The organism is Hyunsoonleella ulvae, from assembly GCF_016827605.1.
Lineage (GTDB): Bacteria > Bacteroidota > Bacteroidia > Flavobacteriales > Flavobacteriaceae > Jejuia > Jejuia ulvae.
Map to the genome: position 1 here is coordinate 584,798 of NZ_JAEPJQ010000001.1, position 17,014 is coordinate 601,811.

Sequence of the window (17,014 nt, forward strand, 5' to 3'; positions counted from 1 at the left end):
AGTTTATTTTTGCACAAATTGTTAAATATTTAACATGAAAACTGTTTCAAACTGTGTAGAAGACATCTTAATTACGCAACCATATTTAGAAGAAGCTTTAGCCAGAAACATTATTAATTTTAGTGCTTTGGCTGTAGAACTTACCGAACCCATAAGCAAAATGCTTAAGAAAGACGTGAAGCCTGGTGCTATAATGATGGCGTTAAGACGCTATAATCCTCCTCCAACTTTAGGTAACACTATAAAAATGAAACGTGTTATTCAAAACCTAGGCGATATTACAGTACGCTCAAACCTTACAGATTTTACAGTTAAAAATTCCTCTACGCTGATTGACAATCATGCTAAGATATTAAATCGCATTAATCAGGAAGACAAACTATTTTATACGTTTACCCGGGGTATCCATGAGAGTAATATTGTTGTTTCTAGCAGTTTAAATGATTTTGTTAATGAGCATTTAAAAAACGAATTTTTTATTGCTGTACAAGAAAATCTGTCTGCCATCAGCATTAACCTACCACAGGATAATTCTAAAATTGCAGGGTTGTATTACCATTTCTTTAAACGACTAGCTTGGGAAGGCGTTGTATTATATGAAGTACTCTCCACCACTAACGAATTTACTATTTTAGTGGAAGATGAGTTTGTTGACAAAGCGTTTTCAGCTATTAAAAAAGTGAAGTCTTAAGCTTTTTTTTGAAAAAAGATTACATAATATAAATGTTACCAGTGCTGGTAACACCCATCCAAAACTATATTCTGTTAAAGGAATATATTTTACTATAACTCCCAAAGTTTGTGATGGCGCTACAAACCCAATAACATCGGGAATACAAAAAACAAATGTTACCAAAACCACAAATCGAAATACAGTAACTGATGCAAATTTTTCTGGAATAGCATTAAGTAAAATTAGAACTATTGTTATTGGATAAATCAGCAATAAAAAGGGTATGGCTATGGTTATTATTGAATTAAAATTTAGCTGTCCTACCAATACACCAATTACCGATGATAACACTGCTGTAATTATATATGCCTTTTGCGAATCTTTGAATAATCCCTTAAAATAATCAGCAGCACCAGTAATTATTCCAACTGCCGTTGTGAAGCACGCCAAAGCAATTAAAGCACTTAAAACAGAATTACCTAAATTACCCAATGTTGATGTACAGATACTCCTAAGCAAATCCGCTCTTTGCATATCATTACTGAGGGCTGTATTTAAGTTAATATTAGAACCAAAAAAAGCACCCGAAGCAATTAAACCCAAATAAATCAACAACAAACCAAGACCTGCAATGACACCAGCATGCTTAATCAATTGTTTCTTTTCTTCAAAACTATAATCAAATTTTGTATTTATAGAAATTACAATTACTGCCCCTACCACTACAGAACCTATGGCATCAAAAGTTTGATATCCCTCTAACATACCACTTAGTACTGGTAAATCGAATAAAGTCGCTTTTGTTTCGGAAGTTATACCTAATAAACTCACTACAATAACACAGAGCAAAGCCAATACTATGATTGGCGTTAAATATTTACCAATTACGTTTAAAATTCTTGAACGATTGAGCACAAAAATTAAAACCAATAAAAAGTAAATTATACTCATTGGTAAAGCATCTATGTTAAGATAAGGCATTACAGCCATTTCAAAGGTTGCTGCTGCAGTTCTTGGTGCTGGTATCGCTATGGCTATCACATAAATAATGATGCAATACAAAAAACTAAACTTTGGAGATACTTTTTTCCCAAAATCAAATAACGTTCCTTGAAGTTTAGAATGTGCGTATATACCCAAAATAGGAATGCACACAGCCGTAAACATAAAACCAATACTTACCCAAAACCAGTCGCTACCAGCATTATAGCCCAAAAAGGGAGGAAGCAATACATTACCGGCTCCAAAAAACAACGAGAATAATGCAAAACTAGTAACTAATAATGCCTTAGTTTTTTTCATGTAGTGACTTTATCTTTGCCTAAGATAAATTAATTATGATTTTAGAATATAAAGAAACCCCTATTTTTTATTCGGATACCGGACAAGGGGAGGCGCTTGTTTTTCTTCATGGTTTTCTTGAAAACAGTAGTATTTGGGATCCATATGTAACCACATTATCAAAAAACAATAGAGTTGTTTGTATTGACTTACTCGGACATGGCAAAACAGGGTGTTTAGGATATGTACATTCTATGGAGCTTATGGCGGAAACTGTTGAGGCTATCCTTGAACACCTAAAGGTAGAAAAGTGTTCTGTTTTTGGGCATTCCATGGGAGGTTATGTAGCATTGGCCTACACCGAAAAAAACCCAAATAGCGTAAAAGCTTTAGCACTTATAAACTCTACAGCCCAAGCAGATAGCTTTGAGAAGAAACTAAACAGAGATAGAGCCATTCTTGCCGTTAAGGAAAACCATACCACATTTATAAAAATTGCAATTCCTAATTTATTCACATCTAAAAACAGGGCTATTTTTTTAGATGAAATTGTGCATTTAAAAAAAGAAGCTTTAAAAACACCATTGCAAGGCATTATAGCAGCTTTAGAAGGCATGAAAATAAGAGAGGACAGAACTTACCTTTTACTACACAAAAGGTATAAAAAGCTAATGGTTATAGGCAAAAAGGATCCAATCTTAGATTATGAAACCTTAAAAAATCAAACTAAAAATACAGATATTAAAGTAGTGGAATTTCCAGATGGACACATGAGTTTTATCGAAAACAGGAAAGAATTATTACAAGAAATAATGCATTTCATCGAATAATTTAGCTTTATATCGAATATATTATATTTATTTTATAACTTTAAAGCCCCTTATCCAACCTTCAAAAAACTTAACCTATGCAAAACAAAAGTACTAGAAATGCCTTCTTGCCCAAAATCTACTGTAGTGTTTTTGGACACAATTATCAAGTTACTAGAAAAGTAACACAGCATGTAAAAGAATACACTTGTACACATTGTAAAAAGCAATTAACAACCAGCAGTAATGGAAATTTAGTTGAACTTACACCTAAATTTAGAGAAATTAATGCGATTTTAGAACGCATACATCAATCTAGAGTGAATCGTTCAAAGGAAAAAACACTCGCTTCGTCGATTTACTAACTCCTTATTAACATATTTTGTTCCGTTTTTAATAAATTCACGCTGCTCTCTAAAGATTATTAATATGCGAACAAAATGAAGAATATTCACTGTAAGGTATTTGGACATAATTACCAAGTCTCAAGACATGTAACGCAACATGTAAAAGAATATACTTGTGTATATTGCAAAAAGCAACTTACAACAAACAGTAAAGGCAACCTTGTAGAACTTACCCCTAAATTTAAGGAAATTAATGACGTCTTAGAACGTATACATCAAAACAAAAATAGAATACGACTTAAAACGAAACACCTCAACAAAGACTTACTTGTTTTTACGCACTAAAATTCTTCCAACCCTGCGCTTTTAGTTCTATTTTAGTTTCCGCCCTCGTTACCAAATGCATACCAGCTGATTTTTCGGTTATAAAACCTATTACCGTTAAGTTTGGATTGGCTTTTATTTTTGGATAATCTGCTTGACTTATTGTCATCAATAACTCGTAATCCTCTCCCCCATTTAAAGCAACTGTAGTGCTATCAATATTAAATTCTTCACATGTAGATATTACTTGAGGATCAAGAGGAATTTTGTTTTCATACAAATCACACCCTACATCACTTTGCTTACATATGTGGAGTATTTCAGAAGACAATCCATCACTTATATCTATCATCGATGTAGGCTTAACCTCCAAATCTTTAAGCAATTGTACTATGTCCCTTCTTGCTTCTGGTTTTAGTTGACGCTCAATAATATACGTATACATATTCAAATCTGGCTGATTTGCAGGATTCACTTTATACACTTCTTTTTCCCGCTCTAAAACCTGCAACCCCATATAAGCAGCTCCCAAATCTCCAGAAACCACTAGCAAATCATTAGGTTTAGCCCCCTTTCTGTAAACAACATCATTTTTAGAAACCTCTCCCAACGCAGTAATAGAAATTAACAACCCAGTGGTTGAAGACGTTGTGTCTCCACCTACAACATCAACATCATAAATCTTTGCAGCAGTTTCAATACCTTCATACAACTGCTCTAGCGCCTCTAAAGGAAACCTATTAGACACCGCTATCGAAACAGTAATTTGTGTTGCTTGGGCATTCATAGCATAAACATCAGATAGGTTTACCATTACAGATTTGTAACCCAGGTGCTTTAACGGCGCATAACTCAAATCAAAATGCACGCCCTCTACCAATAAATCCGTTGTAACAACCACCTGTTTATTTTTAAAATCCATAACAGCTGCATCATCTCCAATACCTTTAACAGTAGTTTTTTGATGTATCTTGAAGTTTTTGGTAAGATGTTCAATGAGACCAAATTCTCCAAGATTACCCAAATCCGTTCGTTGTTGATTTTTATCTTCTATCATAACTGCAAAAATAAGAAGGCTTTTTAATTTAACTTCTCTAATAAACCATTTAATTTTTATACGTTAAATTTGTGTAACTTGGAATGAAAAATTGCTATATCAATTATATAATTTGCGTTTTCATTCAAGCTATAGAAAAAGAAAAAAATGCTCCTCATGTCATATATTAGAAAGTTAGTAAAAATCACTCTCTTCGCTTACATTTTTTCAATGATTAGTTATTCTTGCAATAATGAATCAGCTGAACCAGCCATCTCGGAAGACACAGATATTGATGGAATGGTTAAATGTGAGGGAGGTTTTGCAGGCATATATCCCTGTAACGGCTATGATTTATTAGTCAATATCCCAGTTGAAACATTTGAAGCTGCAGCCGTAAATGACTCTTGGGGATGGACAGACCCAAGTACTGGTAAAGAATATGCACTTATTGCTACTGACCGAAACACAGCATTTGTTGATATTTCAGATGTAAATAACCCAATCTATTTAGGAAACATACCTACAGCTACAACTGCAAGTCCTTGGAGAGACGTAAAGGTTTACCAAAACCATGCATTTATTGTTGCCGACAACAATATTGGAGAGGATAACCATGGCTTGCAAGTATTTGACCTAACCAGATTGAGAAATGTAAGTAATCCACCTGAAACTTTTACATCTGATGCGCGCCTTGAAGAAATTGGACGAGAACATAATATAGTTATAAATGAAGAAAGTGGTTACGCATACGCAGTTGGGGGCAATAGAAATTCTACCTACGCAGGAGGCCCTATTTTTATAAATATACAAAACCCTAAATCCCCAGTTATTGAAGGTGGTTTTGCTGATGATGGGTACTCCCACGATGCACAAGTTGTTACTTATAATGGTCCTGATACCGATTATACGGGAAGAGAAATTTTAATTGGCAGTAATGAAAACGAAGTGGTTATTGCTGATGTTACCGATAAAAATAATCCAGTAAAAATTTCAACCATATCGTATCCCAATGTAAGATACGCACACCAAGGATGGTTTACTGAGGACATGAGATACTTTATTCTTGGAGATGAGTTGGATGAAATTAGAGTAGGCAACAACACCCGGATCATCACTTTTGATTTTGAAGATTTAGACACCCCTCTTTACCATTTTGAATATTTGGCAAACAACCCGTCCATAGATCATAACGGGTACATCAAAGGAAACACATATTACCAAGCAAGCTACAGGGCTGGACTTAGGGTTTTAGATATCAATAATATAGACAATAAGTCTTATACAGAAATTGGTTTTTTTGATACTTATCCAGAAAATGACGGTACTGATTTTGATGGCGCCTGGAATGTATACCCGTTTTTTGAAAGTGGCAATATCGTAATAAGCGATATTAACAGAGGACTTTTTGTAGTTAGAAAAAGCGACTAATTACCCCGCTCCGCTATCAATGAAAACCATCAAATCATATCGTTCCTATTTGCTGTTAATAATATTTACTTCATTACTTAGTTGTTCAAAAAATGAGGACAATGAACCCAACAACATAGTTTCAAAAACCGTAAGTTTTGTAAGAACACTAGGAGGCAGTTTAAATGAAAGTGCGCAATCCGTCTTAAAAACTACAGATGGAGGTTATGCTATCTTAGGATACACACAAAGCATAGATGGGGATATTATTAATAAAACAAATGAGTCTTTTGATTTTTGGCTTTTAAAATTCGATAAAGACGATACACTACAATGGCAAAGAAACTATGGGGGTACAGACGACGATAGAGGCCTAGATATAATACAGACGCAAAATGGCGGTTATGCTATTCTAGGTTATAGTAAAAGTATAGACGGTAACCTTACCGAAAATGCCGGAGCAAATGATTTTTGGGTTTGTAAACTCAATGCTTCAGGAACCATAATCTGGCAAAAATCTTACGGCTTTTTGGGAGCAGATATAGGTTACGCCCTAACAGAAACAAACGACAATGGCTATTTAATAACAGGCGTTTTGGACGTATCAGCTTCCAACGGCCAAGGTAATAGCAAAGCCAATGGCACTTTGCATGCCGGCGGGGATTATTGGGCCATAAAACTTGACACAAATGGCGAAAAACAATGGAGTAAGTTTTTTGGAGGCACCTTTACCGATACACCTTATGATGTAGTTCAAACCAAGAACGATAATTACATAATTGTAGGATCATCAGACAGTGACGATGTAGACATAAAAAACAACAAGGGCACCTATGATTTTTGGGTTGTTAATATATCCGAGGATGGTAATTTACTTTGGGAAAAATCCTTTGGAGGCTCTGAAATTGATGAGGCATGGGGCGTTACAATATCAAATGATGATAATTTAATCATAATAGGAGACACCAGAAGTGGCGACAAAGACGTCTCTAAAAATAATGGAGCGGCTGATATTTTTGTGATTAAAATCTCCACAGATGGCGATTTACTATGGGAAAAATCTTTTGGAGGTACAAATTTTGATACGGCGCGATCTATCACAAAAACGTCTGATGGTGGTTTTTTAATATCAGGAAACTCAAGAAGCTCAGATATAGACCTTACCAATAATAACGGACAGAATGATGCGTTAGTTTTAAAACTCAGTAATTCAGGAAACCTAGAATGGCAAAAAACCATTGGCGGCTCCAATACAGATTTAGCATTTGACGTTACTGAATTAAGCGACGGTACTGTAATTGTTGTTGGAGAATCCAACAGTTCAGATATAGATATTCCAGAAAACAAAGGTTTTTCAGATCTCCTTATTTTTAAAATAAAATAGTGATGAATAAAATAATAGCCTTAATAATAATTTGGTCTACACTGTTATCCTGTGAAAGCGACACTGGAGATATAGTTACCAGTCAAACCAATATAACCTTAAACTTTAGTCATTCTTGGGATGGCACACCTGTAGCAGACTCAGATTTTAACACCATAAAATTTACCAATGCCAAAGGCGATAATTTAAGTATAGAACGATTACGCTACCTTGTGTCAAAAGTCACTTTCACTACCACAAACAATGAAGTTTTAAAATTACCGGGCTACAACCTAGTAGATGTTACAAATAATACAAATCTTTCATTTACGCCATCATCCAAAATCCCAAGTGGCAACTACAGCAACGTATCATTTACATTTGGTTTCGACAATGAGGACAATTACGTTGAGAACGGCTACACAGATTTAAATGCTGCAAATTTCAGTGTACCAGCAATGTTAGGAGGTGGCTATCATTACATGCAGTTTGATGGTAAGTTCATAAATGCTTCAAATCAGGAACAAGGGTTTAACTATCATGCCATTAGAGCAGTAGATAATCCTGGAGATAATCCAACTTTTCCAAAAGACACTTTTTTCGAAGTAAACCTTGGCCCAATAAACATAACAAATAATACAGTTTTAAATATTGAAATGAATATTGCAGAATGGTTTAAAACGCCAAATGAATGGGATTTAAACACTTTAAATCAAGCATTAATGCCAAATTCTTCTGCACAAATAATGATGTTTGAAAACGGACAAAATGTATTTAGTTTAACATCAATAGATTAATCTTTTGAGCACAAATGTTTTACATATCATTTTACTCACTAGCTTCATTTGTCTTTCCTGTTCAAACGAAAATGAAGACACATACAAACCCAAACCCGCTGCATTAGAAATTCCCAAGTTATTTCAAGACAATATTATTCCACCAATTACACCCGTTAACAACCCACAAACTCTAGAAGGTATTGCCCTGGGCAAAAAATTATTTTTCGATCCCATTCTGTCTGGAAACAATACACAAGCCTGTGCTGATTGTCATGCTCCAGAAAATGCATTTAGCGATGCTTCAAGGTTTAGTATCGGTATCGATGGAAGTTTGGGCAACAGAAATTCTATGCCACTATTTAATCTAGCCTGGAATTATGATGAAAAATTCTTTTGGGATGGCAATACATTTAGTCTAGAACACCAAGCTTTTGTACCAGTTACAGATCCTTTGGAAATGAAAAGCTCTTGGGCAAACGTAGAACAAAAATTACAACAACATAAAGATTACCCATTGCTCTTTGAACAAGCTTTTGGAACATCCAGAATCGATTCTACGCTAGTAACCAAAGCTATAGCTCAATTTGAACGAACCTTAATTTCAGCTAATTCTAAATTTGATAAATTCCTTTTAGGCGAAGCGGATTTGACACCTGAAGAACTCAACGGCTTTAATGTATTTATGGATGAAGCCAGAGGTGATTGTTTTCATTGCCATGGGAGTGACAAAAACCCGCTCTGGACAGACAATGCATTTCACAACAATGGGCTTGATGAAGCTTTTACTGATTTAGGTCTAGGTGCAGTTACTGGAGACCCGGCAGACAATGGGAAATTTAAATCGCCTTCCCTGAGAAACTTAATGTTCACTGCCCCATACATGCATGATGGACGCTTTACAACCATTGAAGAAGTTATCGATCACTATAGCGAAGGCTTAAAAAATTCTCCAACCATAGACCCCTTGATGAAAAAAGTAACCCAAGGTGGTGTTAAACTCACAGAAAAAGATAAAGCCGATTTAAAGGCGTTCTTAATGTCACTTACTGACTATGAGTTCGTAAATTAAATTACAACTATTCCTATTTAGTTTGTACGTAAATTTTTATTTAAATACTTTTTTTACTATCTTAACATTATATAATCTTAATAAAGATCATGCTCCCTAAGCAAAATATCAATCTTTTTTGTACAATGTATGGACACAATTATGTACGTGTATCAGACGAAAAAGATGAGTCACAATCTAGGATAGTCTGCAAAACATGTGGAAAACTTTTTTGTTTTAACGCTATGGATAACATTGTAGAAAAACAAAATTTTAAAAAAGCTGTTTAATATGTAAGACTGATTTAATACTAAATCTTCAATTGCATTTCATCGAATAAATTAACTTTTAAACGTTAATTTGATTTTTTTTACGCATCTTTATATTCCCAATCTCCCTAAGAACAATGATGCAAGAAAAACCTACAAATCGTTTTTGCGCCATGTTTGGTCATAACCTGAAACATGTGGCAGATATTGATAATGAAACAGTCGAACTAGTCTGTAAATCCTGCCACGAACACTTCATTTACACAAAAAACGGCCGTTTGGTAAGTATTCCTGTATTAAGGAAAACCAACCAACTTGATAGTTACTTTAAACCACAAAAAGTGTCCTCAAGATTACACAAATACTTTGGCCTCTAGAACACCAAAACAAAATTATCCAGAGTAGATTTATCCCTACAATAACAATCATAAGTTAATCTAATAATTAGCATAACAAAAACCTATCAAACTATATGCTAATATAATGTTAGGTTATTCTATTTTCCCTGACTTATATCGTATATTTGTGCTCTATTTAGAAACTGTCTTAATACATTAATCAAGACAATACTAAATTTAACAAACAAAAGAATATGATAAAAGTCTCTGATACAGCTAAAAAGAAAGTGATTGAGCTTATGGCCGATGACGGCTATAATGCATCAACAGACTATATTCGAGTAGGCGTAAAAAGCGGAGGTTGTTCTGGTTTATCTTACGATTTAAAATTTGACAAAGAACAGCAAGAGGACGATAAAGTTTTTGAGGATAACGGTGTAAAAATCATTGTAGACAAAAAGAGCTTTTTATATCTAATCGGTACTACTTTAGAATATTCAGGAGGATTAAACGGAACAGGATTCGTTTTTAACAACCCAAATGCCAACCGAACTTGTGGTTGTGGAGAATCATTTTCGTTATAGTTAAAAGTATGAAAGTATTAAAGTTTCTAGAGTAGTGTGACTGATGGCAAAATTTAATTCTTTTGAAGAAATTATTTCTTGGCAGAAAGCAAGAGAATTAAATAAAGTAATTTATGATTTAACCAATGGTAATAATTCTTTTTCAAAAGATTTTGGATTAAGAGATCAAATAAGAAGGTCTAGTGTTTCAATATCTTCAAATATAGCTGAAGGCTTTGAGAGAGAGAGACAACTAAAGAATTTATCCGTTTTTTATACATAGCTAAAGCCTCAGCTGGAGAATTTCGTTCGCAATTATATCTAGCTTACGACTTAAGTTATGTAAATAAAGAACAATTTGAAATATTAAAGTTAAAAGTAAATGAAGTTTCAAAGTTAATTAGTGGACTTATTAAATATCTCAATTCTACTTTATAACTTTCAACTTTAAAACATTGAACTTACAATGAGTAAATATACAGAAGATGATCTTCGCGAGGAACTAAAAACCAAAGAATACGAATATGGTTTTTACACAGATATAGAATCTGAAACTTTCCCTAATGGATTGAACGAAGATATAGTTAGAGCTATTTCACACAAAAAAGAAGAACCAGAATGGATGACGGAGTGGCGTTTGGAAGCATTTCGTGTTTGGAAAGCAATGGAAGAGCCTGAATGGGCAAACGTTAATTACGAAAAACCAGACTTTCAGGGTATTTCATACTATTCCGCACCAAATAGCAAACCAAAGTATGATAGTTTAGATGAAGTAGACCCAGAATTATTAGCCACTTTTGAAAAGTTGGGGATTTCTTTGGATGAACAAAAGAAACTAGCTGGTGTCGCTATGGATGTTGTAGTAGATTCAGTTTCTGTAGCAACAACATTTAAGAAGACCTTAGCGGAACAAGGGATTATTTTTATGAGTATATCAGAAGCCATAAAAGAACACCCTGAACTCGTAAAAAAACATATTGGCACTGTTGTTCCCCAAAAAGATAATTTTTATGCGGCTTTAAATTCAGCCGTATTTAGTGATGGTTCGTTTTGTTATATTCCAAAAGGTGTAAAATGCCCAATGGAATTATCAACTTACTTTAGAATTAACCAAGCAGGAACAGGGCAATTTGAAAGAACATTGGTAATTGCTGATGAAGGTAGTTATGTAAGTTACTTGGAAGGCTGTACAGCCCCAAGCCGTGATGAAAACCAATTGCATGCAGCCGTAGTAGAACTAATAGCTTTAGACGATGCAGAAATAAAATACTCCACAGTACAAAATTGGTTCCCTGGCAATGCAGAAGGTAAAGGTGGTGTATATAACTTCGTTACAAAACGAGGTTTATGCGAAACTAATGCAAAAATCTCTTGGACACAGGTAGAAACAGGATCTGCAGTAACATGGAAATACCCTAGCTGTGTATTAAAAGGCGATAACTCAGTAGGCGAGTTTTACTCTATCGCTGTAACTAATAATTATCAGCAAGCAGATACAGGAACCAAGATGATTCACTTAGGTAACAATACCAAATCAACAATAATTTCCAAAGGTATATCAGCTGGTAAATCACAAAACAGCTATCGTGGTTTAGTACAAGTTAATTCAAGGGCAGAAAATGCACGTAACTTTTCACAATGTGATAGTTTACTCATGGGTAATGAGTGTGGTGCACACACCTTCCCGTACATAGAAGCAAAAAATAAATCTGCAAAAATAGAACATGAAGCCACAACCAGCAAAATTGGAGAGGATCAAATATTCTATTGTAACCAACGTGGTATAGATACAGAAAAAGCAATAGCACTAATCGTAAATGGATTTAGCAAAGAAGTACTAAACAAGTTACCAATGGAGTTTGCAGTTGAAGCCCAAAAATTATTAGAAATAAGTTTAGAAGGAAGTGTTGGTTAAAAAGATTTTAAAATGAAAAAAATATTTTTTATCACATTAATTCTCACAGCAACCTTAAGTTGTAAAAACGAGTCGAAATTAGACAAAAAAGAAGCCCAGACAGCAACTGAAAGCTCTGAAAGAACTGCGAAACAAAGTGATGGATTAACACTTCTAAAAGGAGAGTTTGTGTATTATGGTGGTGCAGCAGTATTACAAACACATGCACAAATCTATGGTGTATTAATTACAGACACCTTAAAAGAACTAGACGAACAAGCAAAACAATACAAAACTGAACCAACCGATATGGTTGAGGTAGAAATACGAGGAAAAATCACAAACGAAAAACACGAAACCATTCTTTGGGAGAATAAGGTCGAAGTTGTTGAAATCATCAATGTAAAACCTATTGATGACACCAAAAATAATACTGTAAAATTAGGAAGCTAAAAGCTATGTTAAAAATAAATAACTTACACGCAAGTGTTGAAGACAAAAGTATCTTAAAAGGCATTAACCTTGAAGTAAAACCAGGCGAAGTACATGCCATTATGGGACCCAACGGTTCTGGAAAAAGTACGCTAGCATCTGTTATTGCTGGAAGGGAAGATTATGAAGTTACTGAAGGTAATATCATTTTCGAGGATGAAGATATAGAAGAATTGGCAGCTGAAGAACGTGCTCACAAAGGCGTGTTTTTATCATTTCAATATCCAGTAGAAATACCTGGAGTATCGGTAACAAATTTCATGAAAACCGCTATTAACGAATCACGTAAAGCTAGAGGTTTAGATGAAATGCCTGCTAAAGACATGTTGAAATTAATTCGCGAAAAATCAGAACTTTTGGAAATCGATAGAAAATTCTTGTCACGTTCTTTAAACGAAGGGTTTTCAGGAGGAGAAAAGAAACGTAATGAGATTTTTCAAATGGCAATGTTAGAGCCAAAACTAGCTATTCTTGATGAAACCGATTCTGGTTTAGATATCGATGCACTTCGTATCGTTGCCAATGGTGTAAACAAATTAAAAAGTAAAGACAACGCAGTAGTCGTTATAACCCACTATCAGCGATTGTTAGACTATATAGTTCCAGATTTTGTTCACGTATTACACAACGGTAAAATTGTAAAATCAGGACCAAAAGAACTGGCTCATGAGCTTGAAGAAAAAGGTTACGATTGGATTAAAGAAGAAGTTGGCGCATAGCGCCAGTAACCAGTGAGCAGCCTTAGTAAACAATCATGCTAACTGAATACTGAATACTGAAGAACATGGATTTAAAAGAAAAATTAATATCATCATTTCTAGCATTCGAAAATAAAGTGGATATAGACGCTTATGCCCACGATGTTAGGTCTGATGCTATCAAGATATTTGAAGAAAAAGGGTTTCCATCAAAAAAAGATGAGGCTTGGAAGTACACTTCTCTAAATAATATTTTAAAAGAAGACTACAGCGTTTTTCCAAAACAAGAAAATGCTTTGGAGTATCATCAAGTAAAGAAATATTTTATACATGATATTGATACCTATAAAATCATTTTCATTGATGGTAAATATTCATCCCACCTATCGCAAACCACGCACGATGGTATAGATGTATGTTTAATGTCTGCAGCATTAAGCAAACCTAAGTACCAACTAATCATTGAAAATTATTTTAATAAGGCAGCTGAGAAAGACAGCTTATCAGCACTAAATACAGCGTTTTCCCAAGAAGGAGCATACATACATATTCCAAAGAATAAAGTAGTAGAAAAACCTATACAAATCATACACTTTTCAACAGGAAACGAATCCGCAACTATGTTGCAACCACGTAATTTAATTGTGGTTGATGAGAATTCACATGTACAAATTATAGAGCGTCATCAAAGTTTAACAGATAACCCTGTACTAACTAATAGCGTTACCGAAATTTTTGCAAATAAACGTGCTATAGTAGATTACTATAAAATCCAAAATGATAAAGAAACCGCATCTTTAATAGACAATACCTTTATCAAACAAAAGAGAGAAAGTTTAGCTTCAGTACACACATTTGCTTTTGGAGGAAAACTTACCAGAAACAATTTAAATTTTTACCAAAACGGTGAGCGTATCGATTCTACCCTAAAAGGCATTACCATTATTGGCGAAAAACAACATGTAGACCATAACACTTTGGTGCATCACATAGAACCAAATTGTGAGAGCCACCAAGACTACAAAGGTATTTTTGGCGACCGTTCAACAGGCGTATTTAACGGTAAAGTTGTTGTAGAAAAAGAAGCGCAAAAAACCAATGCGTTTCAGGCCAACAACAACATTTTGGTAAGCGATAAAGCAACAATAAACACCAAACCACAGTTAGAAATTTTTGCGGACGATGTAAAATGTTCTCACGGTTGTACTATTGGCCAGCTAGATGAAAGCGCCATGTTTTACATGCGTTCGCGTGGTATTCCTGAAAAAGAAGCTCGTGCCCTTTTAATGTTCGCGTTTAGTAATAATGTGTTAGAATCGGTTAAAATTCCAGAACTTAAACAGCGTATCACAAAAATTATCGCTAATAAGCTTGGAGTAGATATTGGGTTCGATCTATAAAATTTTTATTTTAACCTATTTCTTGCTATCCGCAATATCTTTTTTTGACAAAAAAAGTTAGACTATGAGAATAGTCGAACGGCGAATACGGGGTAAAATTACCTGCCATGTTTAATGTAGAAAACATACGACAAGACTTTCCGATACTTTCCCGTAAAGTAAATGGTAAATCTTTAGTGTATTTTGATAATGCAGCAACATCGCAAACACCCCAACAAGTTATTGATGTTATTGTAGATTACTACTCAAATTACAATGCCAATATACATCGTGGCGTACACACATTAAGCCAAGAAGCTACAGACTTATACGAGGAAGCGCGTCAAAAAATTCAAAAACACTTCAATGCCAAGTATGCCCATGAAATTATTTTTACATCAGGCACCACACACGGTATTAATTTAGTAGCCAATGGCTTTTCGTCATTCTTAAAAAAAGACGATCAAGTTATTGTTTCAGCTCTAGAGCATCATAGTAATATAGTGCCATGGCAAATGTTGTGCGAACGTACAGGAGCCACCCTGAAAGTAATTCCCATGAATAACAATGGGGAATTAATCCTATCAGAGTTTGATGCCCTGTTGTCTAAAAACACAAAATTGGTGTTTGTAAATCACGTATCAAATGCCTTGGGCACCATAAACCCAATAGAATATATCATTGGAAAATCTCACGAGGTAGGCGCTGCAGTGTTAATTGATGGTGCACAATCCGCACCACATTTAGTATCAGATGTACAAGCATTAGATGTAGATTTCTATGTTACCTCAGCGCACAAAATATGTGGACCAACAGGAGTTGGAATATTATACGGTAAAGAAGCATGGCTTAAAAAACTACCACCCTACCAAGGTGGTGGAGAAATGATTGCTGAAGTAACATTTGAAAAAACTACTTATGCAGATCTGCCCCACAAATTTGAAGCAGGTACACCAAACATATGTGGAGGTATCGCTTTTGGTGCTGCCATAGATTATATGAACAGCATAGGCTTTAAGAACATTGCCGCATACGAAAATGAGTTGTTAACATACGCCACAAAACAACTTTTAGCTGTAGAGGGCTTAAAAATCTATGGCACCTCAGAGCAAAAAACTGCTGTTATTTCCTTTAATCTAGAAGGTATACATCCATACGATGTAGGTACAATTTTAGATAAATTAGGAATTGCCGTAAGAACAGGACACCATTGTGCGCAACCCATAATGGACTTTTATAAAATCCCAGGAACTGTAAGAGCATCATTTGCATTCTATAATACCAAAGCAGAAATAGATGCATTGGTAGAAGGTGTGAAAAAAGCTAAAATGATGTTGTCGTAACACACGCATCCCATACCCTATCCTTACTTGAGCTGAACTCCAACACAGTAATTTCTACCCAATAATAAGTGATATGGAGAAGTGTTATCATGTCAGGAAGAAAAACACGCTAACTTTGGCGTCTTTTTTGTAGTTTCATTTAAAAAAAATCAAAACAGAATGAGAATAATGTTATCATTTTTTAGCATGATGGTATTACGCTGTTGTTGGGGACCAACCGAATATCAGCTACTGCAAGATATACAAGACAGGAACACCATTGTAAAAACACTTAATGACTCGTTTGCCATAAATACTTTAAACCAAGAAGATATATCTATTCATAAACTCAGTGTATCTTTTAACGAAAACACTAAAAAGGTATCAGGCTTTTCAGGATGTAATCGATTTTTCGGCCACTACAGTTTAAATAAAAACACATTGACATTTAGCGAATTAGGAGCTACAAAAATGTTGTGCTCCGAAGAAAAAAACAAAGTAGAGAGCGAGTTACTAAAAACTTTGCAAAAGTCTAATAATATATTATTTACAGAAGAAGGGTTTGTCTTATTCAAAAACAAAAGACCATTATTATCAGCTACTAAACTCCAGGAACACAACAAAATGAGTTTTGAGTATTCAGCAACGTCAAGAAGCGCATTTAAAACTATCAAAATAGAGAAAGATTCTATTGTGTTTTCAAAAAAGAGAAAAGGAAAATCTTTAAAAACAGCTTGCGACACTGTATTCTGGCAAAAGCTAATTAAAATAAGCAACGGTATAGATATACAAAACATATCCAACCTTACAGCACCAAGCAAAGCGTTTCGATACGATGGGGCACCTTTGGCAGGATTAAAGATTACTTCAAACGGAACAACTTATGAGTCTGCACCTTTCGATCATGGTAATCCACCCAAGGAAATATCATCTTTAGTTAAAGAAATCTTATCAATAACTGAAAACATTGAATAGCAACAATTCTTGTT

General features: G+C 34.6%; 19 protein-coding genes. 17 read left to right on the forward strand and 2 right to left on the reverse strand.

Annotated elements, in window-relative coordinates; genetic code table 11:
* The first annotated feature begins 34 nt into the window (after positions 1-34).
* On the forward strand, positions 35-691 hold the full coding sequence (locus JS605_RS02760; RefSeq protein ID WP_203256148.1) for a hypothetical protein: 657 nt from the start codon (positions 35-37) through the stop codon (positions 689-691).
* On the opposite strand, the gene brnQ is transcribed toward JS605_RS02760, so the two are convergent.
* Positions 665-1,975, reverse strand: coding sequence for a branched-chain amino acid transport system II carrier protein (brnQ, locus tag JS605_RS02765; RefSeq protein WP_203256149.1), 1,311 nt, complete (start codon positions 1,973-1,975; stop codon positions 665-667). The two genes, JS605_RS02760 and brnQ, sit on opposite strands and share 27 nt — an antisense overlap.
* A 35-nt stretch (positions 1,976-2,010) precedes the next feature.
* Here brnQ and JS605_RS02770 point away from each other — a divergent pair, with 35 nt between their 5' ends.
* The 3 genes from JS605_RS02770 to JS605_RS02780 all read left to right on the forward strand — a co-directional run bounded on the left by JS605_RS02770 (position 2,011) and on the right by JS605_RS02780 (position 3,455).
* Positions 2,011-2,784 carry an alpha/beta fold hydrolase gene (locus JS605_RS02770; protein WP_203256150.1) on the forward strand — a complete coding sequence of 258 codons (774 nt, stop codon included), beginning with the start codon at positions 2,011-2,013 and terminating at the stop codon, positions 2,782-2,784.
* A 77-nt stretch (positions 2,785-2,861) separates the two neighbouring features.
* Positions 2,862-3,128 carry a hypothetical protein gene (locus JS605_RS02775; protein WP_203256151.1) on the forward strand — a complete coding sequence of 89 codons (267 nt, stop codon included), beginning with the start codon at positions 2,862-2,864 and terminating at the stop codon, positions 3,126-3,128.
* Between the two features lie 75 nt (positions 3,129-3,203).
* Positions 3,204-3,455: a hypothetical protein gene (locus JS605_RS02780; RefSeq protein WP_203256152.1), complete on the forward strand. Its 252-nt coding sequence runs from the start codon at positions 3,204-3,206 to the stop codon at positions 3,453-3,455.
* On the opposite strand, the gene thiL is transcribed toward JS605_RS02780, so the two are convergent.
* On the reverse strand, positions 3,445-4,491 hold the full coding sequence (gene thiL, locus JS605_RS02785) for a thiamine-phosphate kinase (protein WP_203256153.1): 1,047 nt from the start codon (positions 4,489-4,491) through the stop codon (positions 3,445-3,447). The genes JS605_RS02780 and thiL overlap by 11 nt on opposite strands.
* Before the next feature lie 156 nt (positions 4,492-4,647).
* Here thiL and JS605_RS02790 point away from each other — a divergent pair, with 156 nt between their 5' ends.
* From JS605_RS02790 to JS605_RS02845, 13 genes are all read left to right on the forward strand, one after another.
* The gene (locus tag JS605_RS02790) at positions 4,648-5,901 is read left to right on the forward strand and encodes a choice-of-anchor B family protein (RefSeq protein WP_239000237.1); all 1,254 of its coding nucleotides are present in this window, start codon (positions 4,648-4,650) and stop codon (positions 5,899-5,901) included.
* Positions 5,902-5,920: 19 nt separating this feature from the next.
* Positions 5,921-7,264, forward strand: coding sequence for a hypothetical protein (locus JS605_RS02795; protein ID WP_239000238.1), 1,344 nt, complete (start codon positions 5,921-5,923; stop codon positions 7,262-7,264).
* A 2-nt stretch (positions 7,265-7,266) separates the two neighbouring features.
* Positions 7,267-8,040: an MbnP family protein gene (locus tag JS605_RS02800; protein WP_203256155.1), complete on the forward strand. Its 774-nt coding sequence runs from the start codon at positions 7,267-7,269 to the stop codon at positions 8,038-8,040.
* Between the two features lie 4 nt (positions 8,041-8,044).
* Complete coding sequence (locus JS605_RS02805; RefSeq protein ID WP_203256156.1) at positions 8,045-9,091, forward strand: cytochrome-c peroxidase; 1,047 nt, start codon at positions 8,045-8,047, stop codon at positions 9,089-9,091.
* 840 nt (positions 9,092-9,931) lie between these two features.
* Positions 9,932-10,261: a HesB/IscA family protein gene (locus JS605_RS02810; RefSeq protein WP_203256157.1), complete on the forward strand. Its 330-nt coding sequence runs from the start codon at positions 9,932-9,934 to the stop codon at positions 10,259-10,261.
* 43 nt (positions 10,262-10,304) lie between these two features.
* Positions 10,305-10,523 (forward strand): four helix bundle protein, encoded by a 219-nt coding sequence (locus tag JS605_RS17610; RefSeq protein WP_262896311.1) that lies wholly within the window; start codon positions 10,305-10,307, stop codon positions 10,521-10,523.
* Entirely contained in the window at positions 10,520-10,678 is a 159-nt protein-coding gene (locus tag JS605_RS17615; RefSeq protein ID WP_317194125.1) for a four helix bundle protein, read from the forward strand. Before JS605_RS17610 ends, JS605_RS17615 begins: the two co-directional genes overlap by 4 nt.
* Before the next feature lie 28 nt (positions 10,679-10,706).
* Positions 10,707-12,155, forward strand: coding sequence for a Fe-S cluster assembly protein SufB (gene sufB / locus JS605_RS02820; protein ID WP_203256158.1), 1,449 nt, complete (start codon positions 10,707-10,709; stop codon positions 12,153-12,155).
* A 12-nt stretch (positions 12,156-12,167) separates the two neighbouring features.
* Positions 12,168-12,587 (forward strand): hypothetical protein, encoded by a 420-nt coding sequence (locus JS605_RS02825; RefSeq protein WP_203256159.1) that lies wholly within the window; start codon positions 12,168-12,170, stop codon positions 12,585-12,587.
* A gap of 5 nt (positions 12,588-12,592) precedes the next feature.
* Positions 12,593-13,345, forward strand: coding sequence for a Fe-S cluster assembly ATPase SufC (gene sufC / locus JS605_RS02830; RefSeq protein ID WP_203256160.1), 753 nt, complete (start codon positions 12,593-12,595; stop codon positions 13,343-13,345).
* A 65-nt stretch (positions 13,346-13,410) separates the two neighbouring features.
* Positions 13,411-14,724, forward strand: coding sequence for a Fe-S cluster assembly protein SufD (gene sufD, locus JS605_RS02835; protein WP_203256161.1), 1,314 nt, complete (start codon positions 13,411-13,413; stop codon positions 14,722-14,724).
* 107 nt (positions 14,725-14,831) lie between these two features.
* On the forward strand, positions 14,832-16,046 hold the full coding sequence (locus tag JS605_RS02840) for an aminotransferase class V-fold PLP-dependent enzyme (RefSeq protein ID WP_203256162.1): 1,215 nt from the start codon (positions 14,832-14,834) through the stop codon (positions 16,044-16,046).
* 159 nt (positions 16,047-16,205) lie between these two features.
* On the forward strand, positions 16,206-17,000 hold the full coding sequence (locus JS605_RS02845) for an META domain-containing protein (protein WP_203256163.1): 795 nt from the start codon (positions 16,206-16,208) through the stop codon (positions 16,998-17,000).
* Positions 17,001-17,014: the final 14 nt, after the last annotated feature.

What these genes read in the sequence shown, in the direction of transcription:
- JS605_RS02760 (WP_203256148.1), top strand. Translation starts at nt 35, where the DNA reads ATGAAAACTGTTTCAAACTGTGTAGAAGACATCTTAATTACGCAACCA.
- brnQ (WP_203256149.1), bottom strand. Translation starts at nt 1,975, where the DNA reads ATGAAAAAAACTAAGGCATTATTAGTTACTAGTTTTGCATTATTCTCG.
- JS605_RS02770 (WP_203256150.1), top strand. Translation starts at nt 2,011, where the DNA reads ATGATTTTAGAATATAAAGAAACCCCTATTTTTTATTCGGATACCGGA.
- JS605_RS02775 (WP_203256151.1), top strand. Translation starts at nt 2,862, where the DNA reads ATGCAAAACAAAAGTACTAGAAATGCCTTCTTGCCCAAAATCTACTGT.
- JS605_RS02780 (WP_203256152.1), top strand. Translation starts at nt 3,204, where the DNA reads ATGAAGAATATTCACTGTAAGGTATTTGGACATAATTACCAAGTCTCA.
- thiL (WP_203256153.1), bottom strand. Translation starts at nt 4,491, where the DNA reads ATGATAGAAGATAAAAATCAACAACGAACGGATTTGGGTAATCTTGGA.
- JS605_RS02790 (WP_239000237.1), top strand. Translation starts at nt 4,648, where the DNA reads ATGTCATATATTAGAAAGTTAGTAAAAATCACTCTCTTCGCTTACATT.
- JS605_RS02795 (WP_239000238.1), top strand. Translation starts at nt 5,921, where the DNA reads ATGAAAACCATCAAATCATATCGTTCCTATTTGCTGTTAATAATATTT.
- JS605_RS02800 (WP_203256155.1), top strand. Translation starts at nt 7,267, where the DNA reads ATGAATAAAATAATAGCCTTAATAATAATTTGGTCTACACTGTTATCC.
- JS605_RS02810 (WP_203256157.1), top strand. Translation starts at nt 9,932, where the DNA reads ATGATAAAAGTCTCTGATACAGCTAAAAAGAAAGTGATTGAGCTTATG.
- JS605_RS17610 (WP_262896311.1), top strand. Translation starts at nt 10,305, where the DNA reads ATGGCAAAATTTAATTCTTTTGAAGAAATTATTTCTTGGCAGAAAGCA.
- sufB (WP_203256158.1), top strand. Translation starts at nt 10,707, where the DNA reads ATGAGTAAATATACAGAAGATGATCTTCGCGAGGAACTAAAAACCAAA.
- JS605_RS02825 (WP_203256159.1), top strand. Translation starts at nt 12,168, where the DNA reads ATGAAAAAAATATTTTTTATCACATTAATTCTCACAGCAACCTTAAGT.
- sufC (WP_203256160.1), top strand. Translation starts at nt 12,593, where the DNA reads ATGTTAAAAATAAATAACTTACACGCAAGTGTTGAAGACAAAAGTATC.
- sufD (WP_203256161.1), top strand. Translation starts at nt 13,411, where the DNA reads ATGGATTTAAAAGAAAAATTAATATCATCATTTCTAGCATTCGAAAAT.
- JS605_RS02840 (WP_203256162.1), top strand. Translation starts at nt 14,832, where the DNA reads ATGTTTAATGTAGAAAACATACGACAAGACTTTCCGATACTTTCCCGT.
- JS605_RS02845 (WP_203256163.1), top strand. Translation starts at nt 16,206, where the DNA reads ATGAGAATAATGTTATCATTTTTTAGCATGATGGTATTACGCTGTTGT.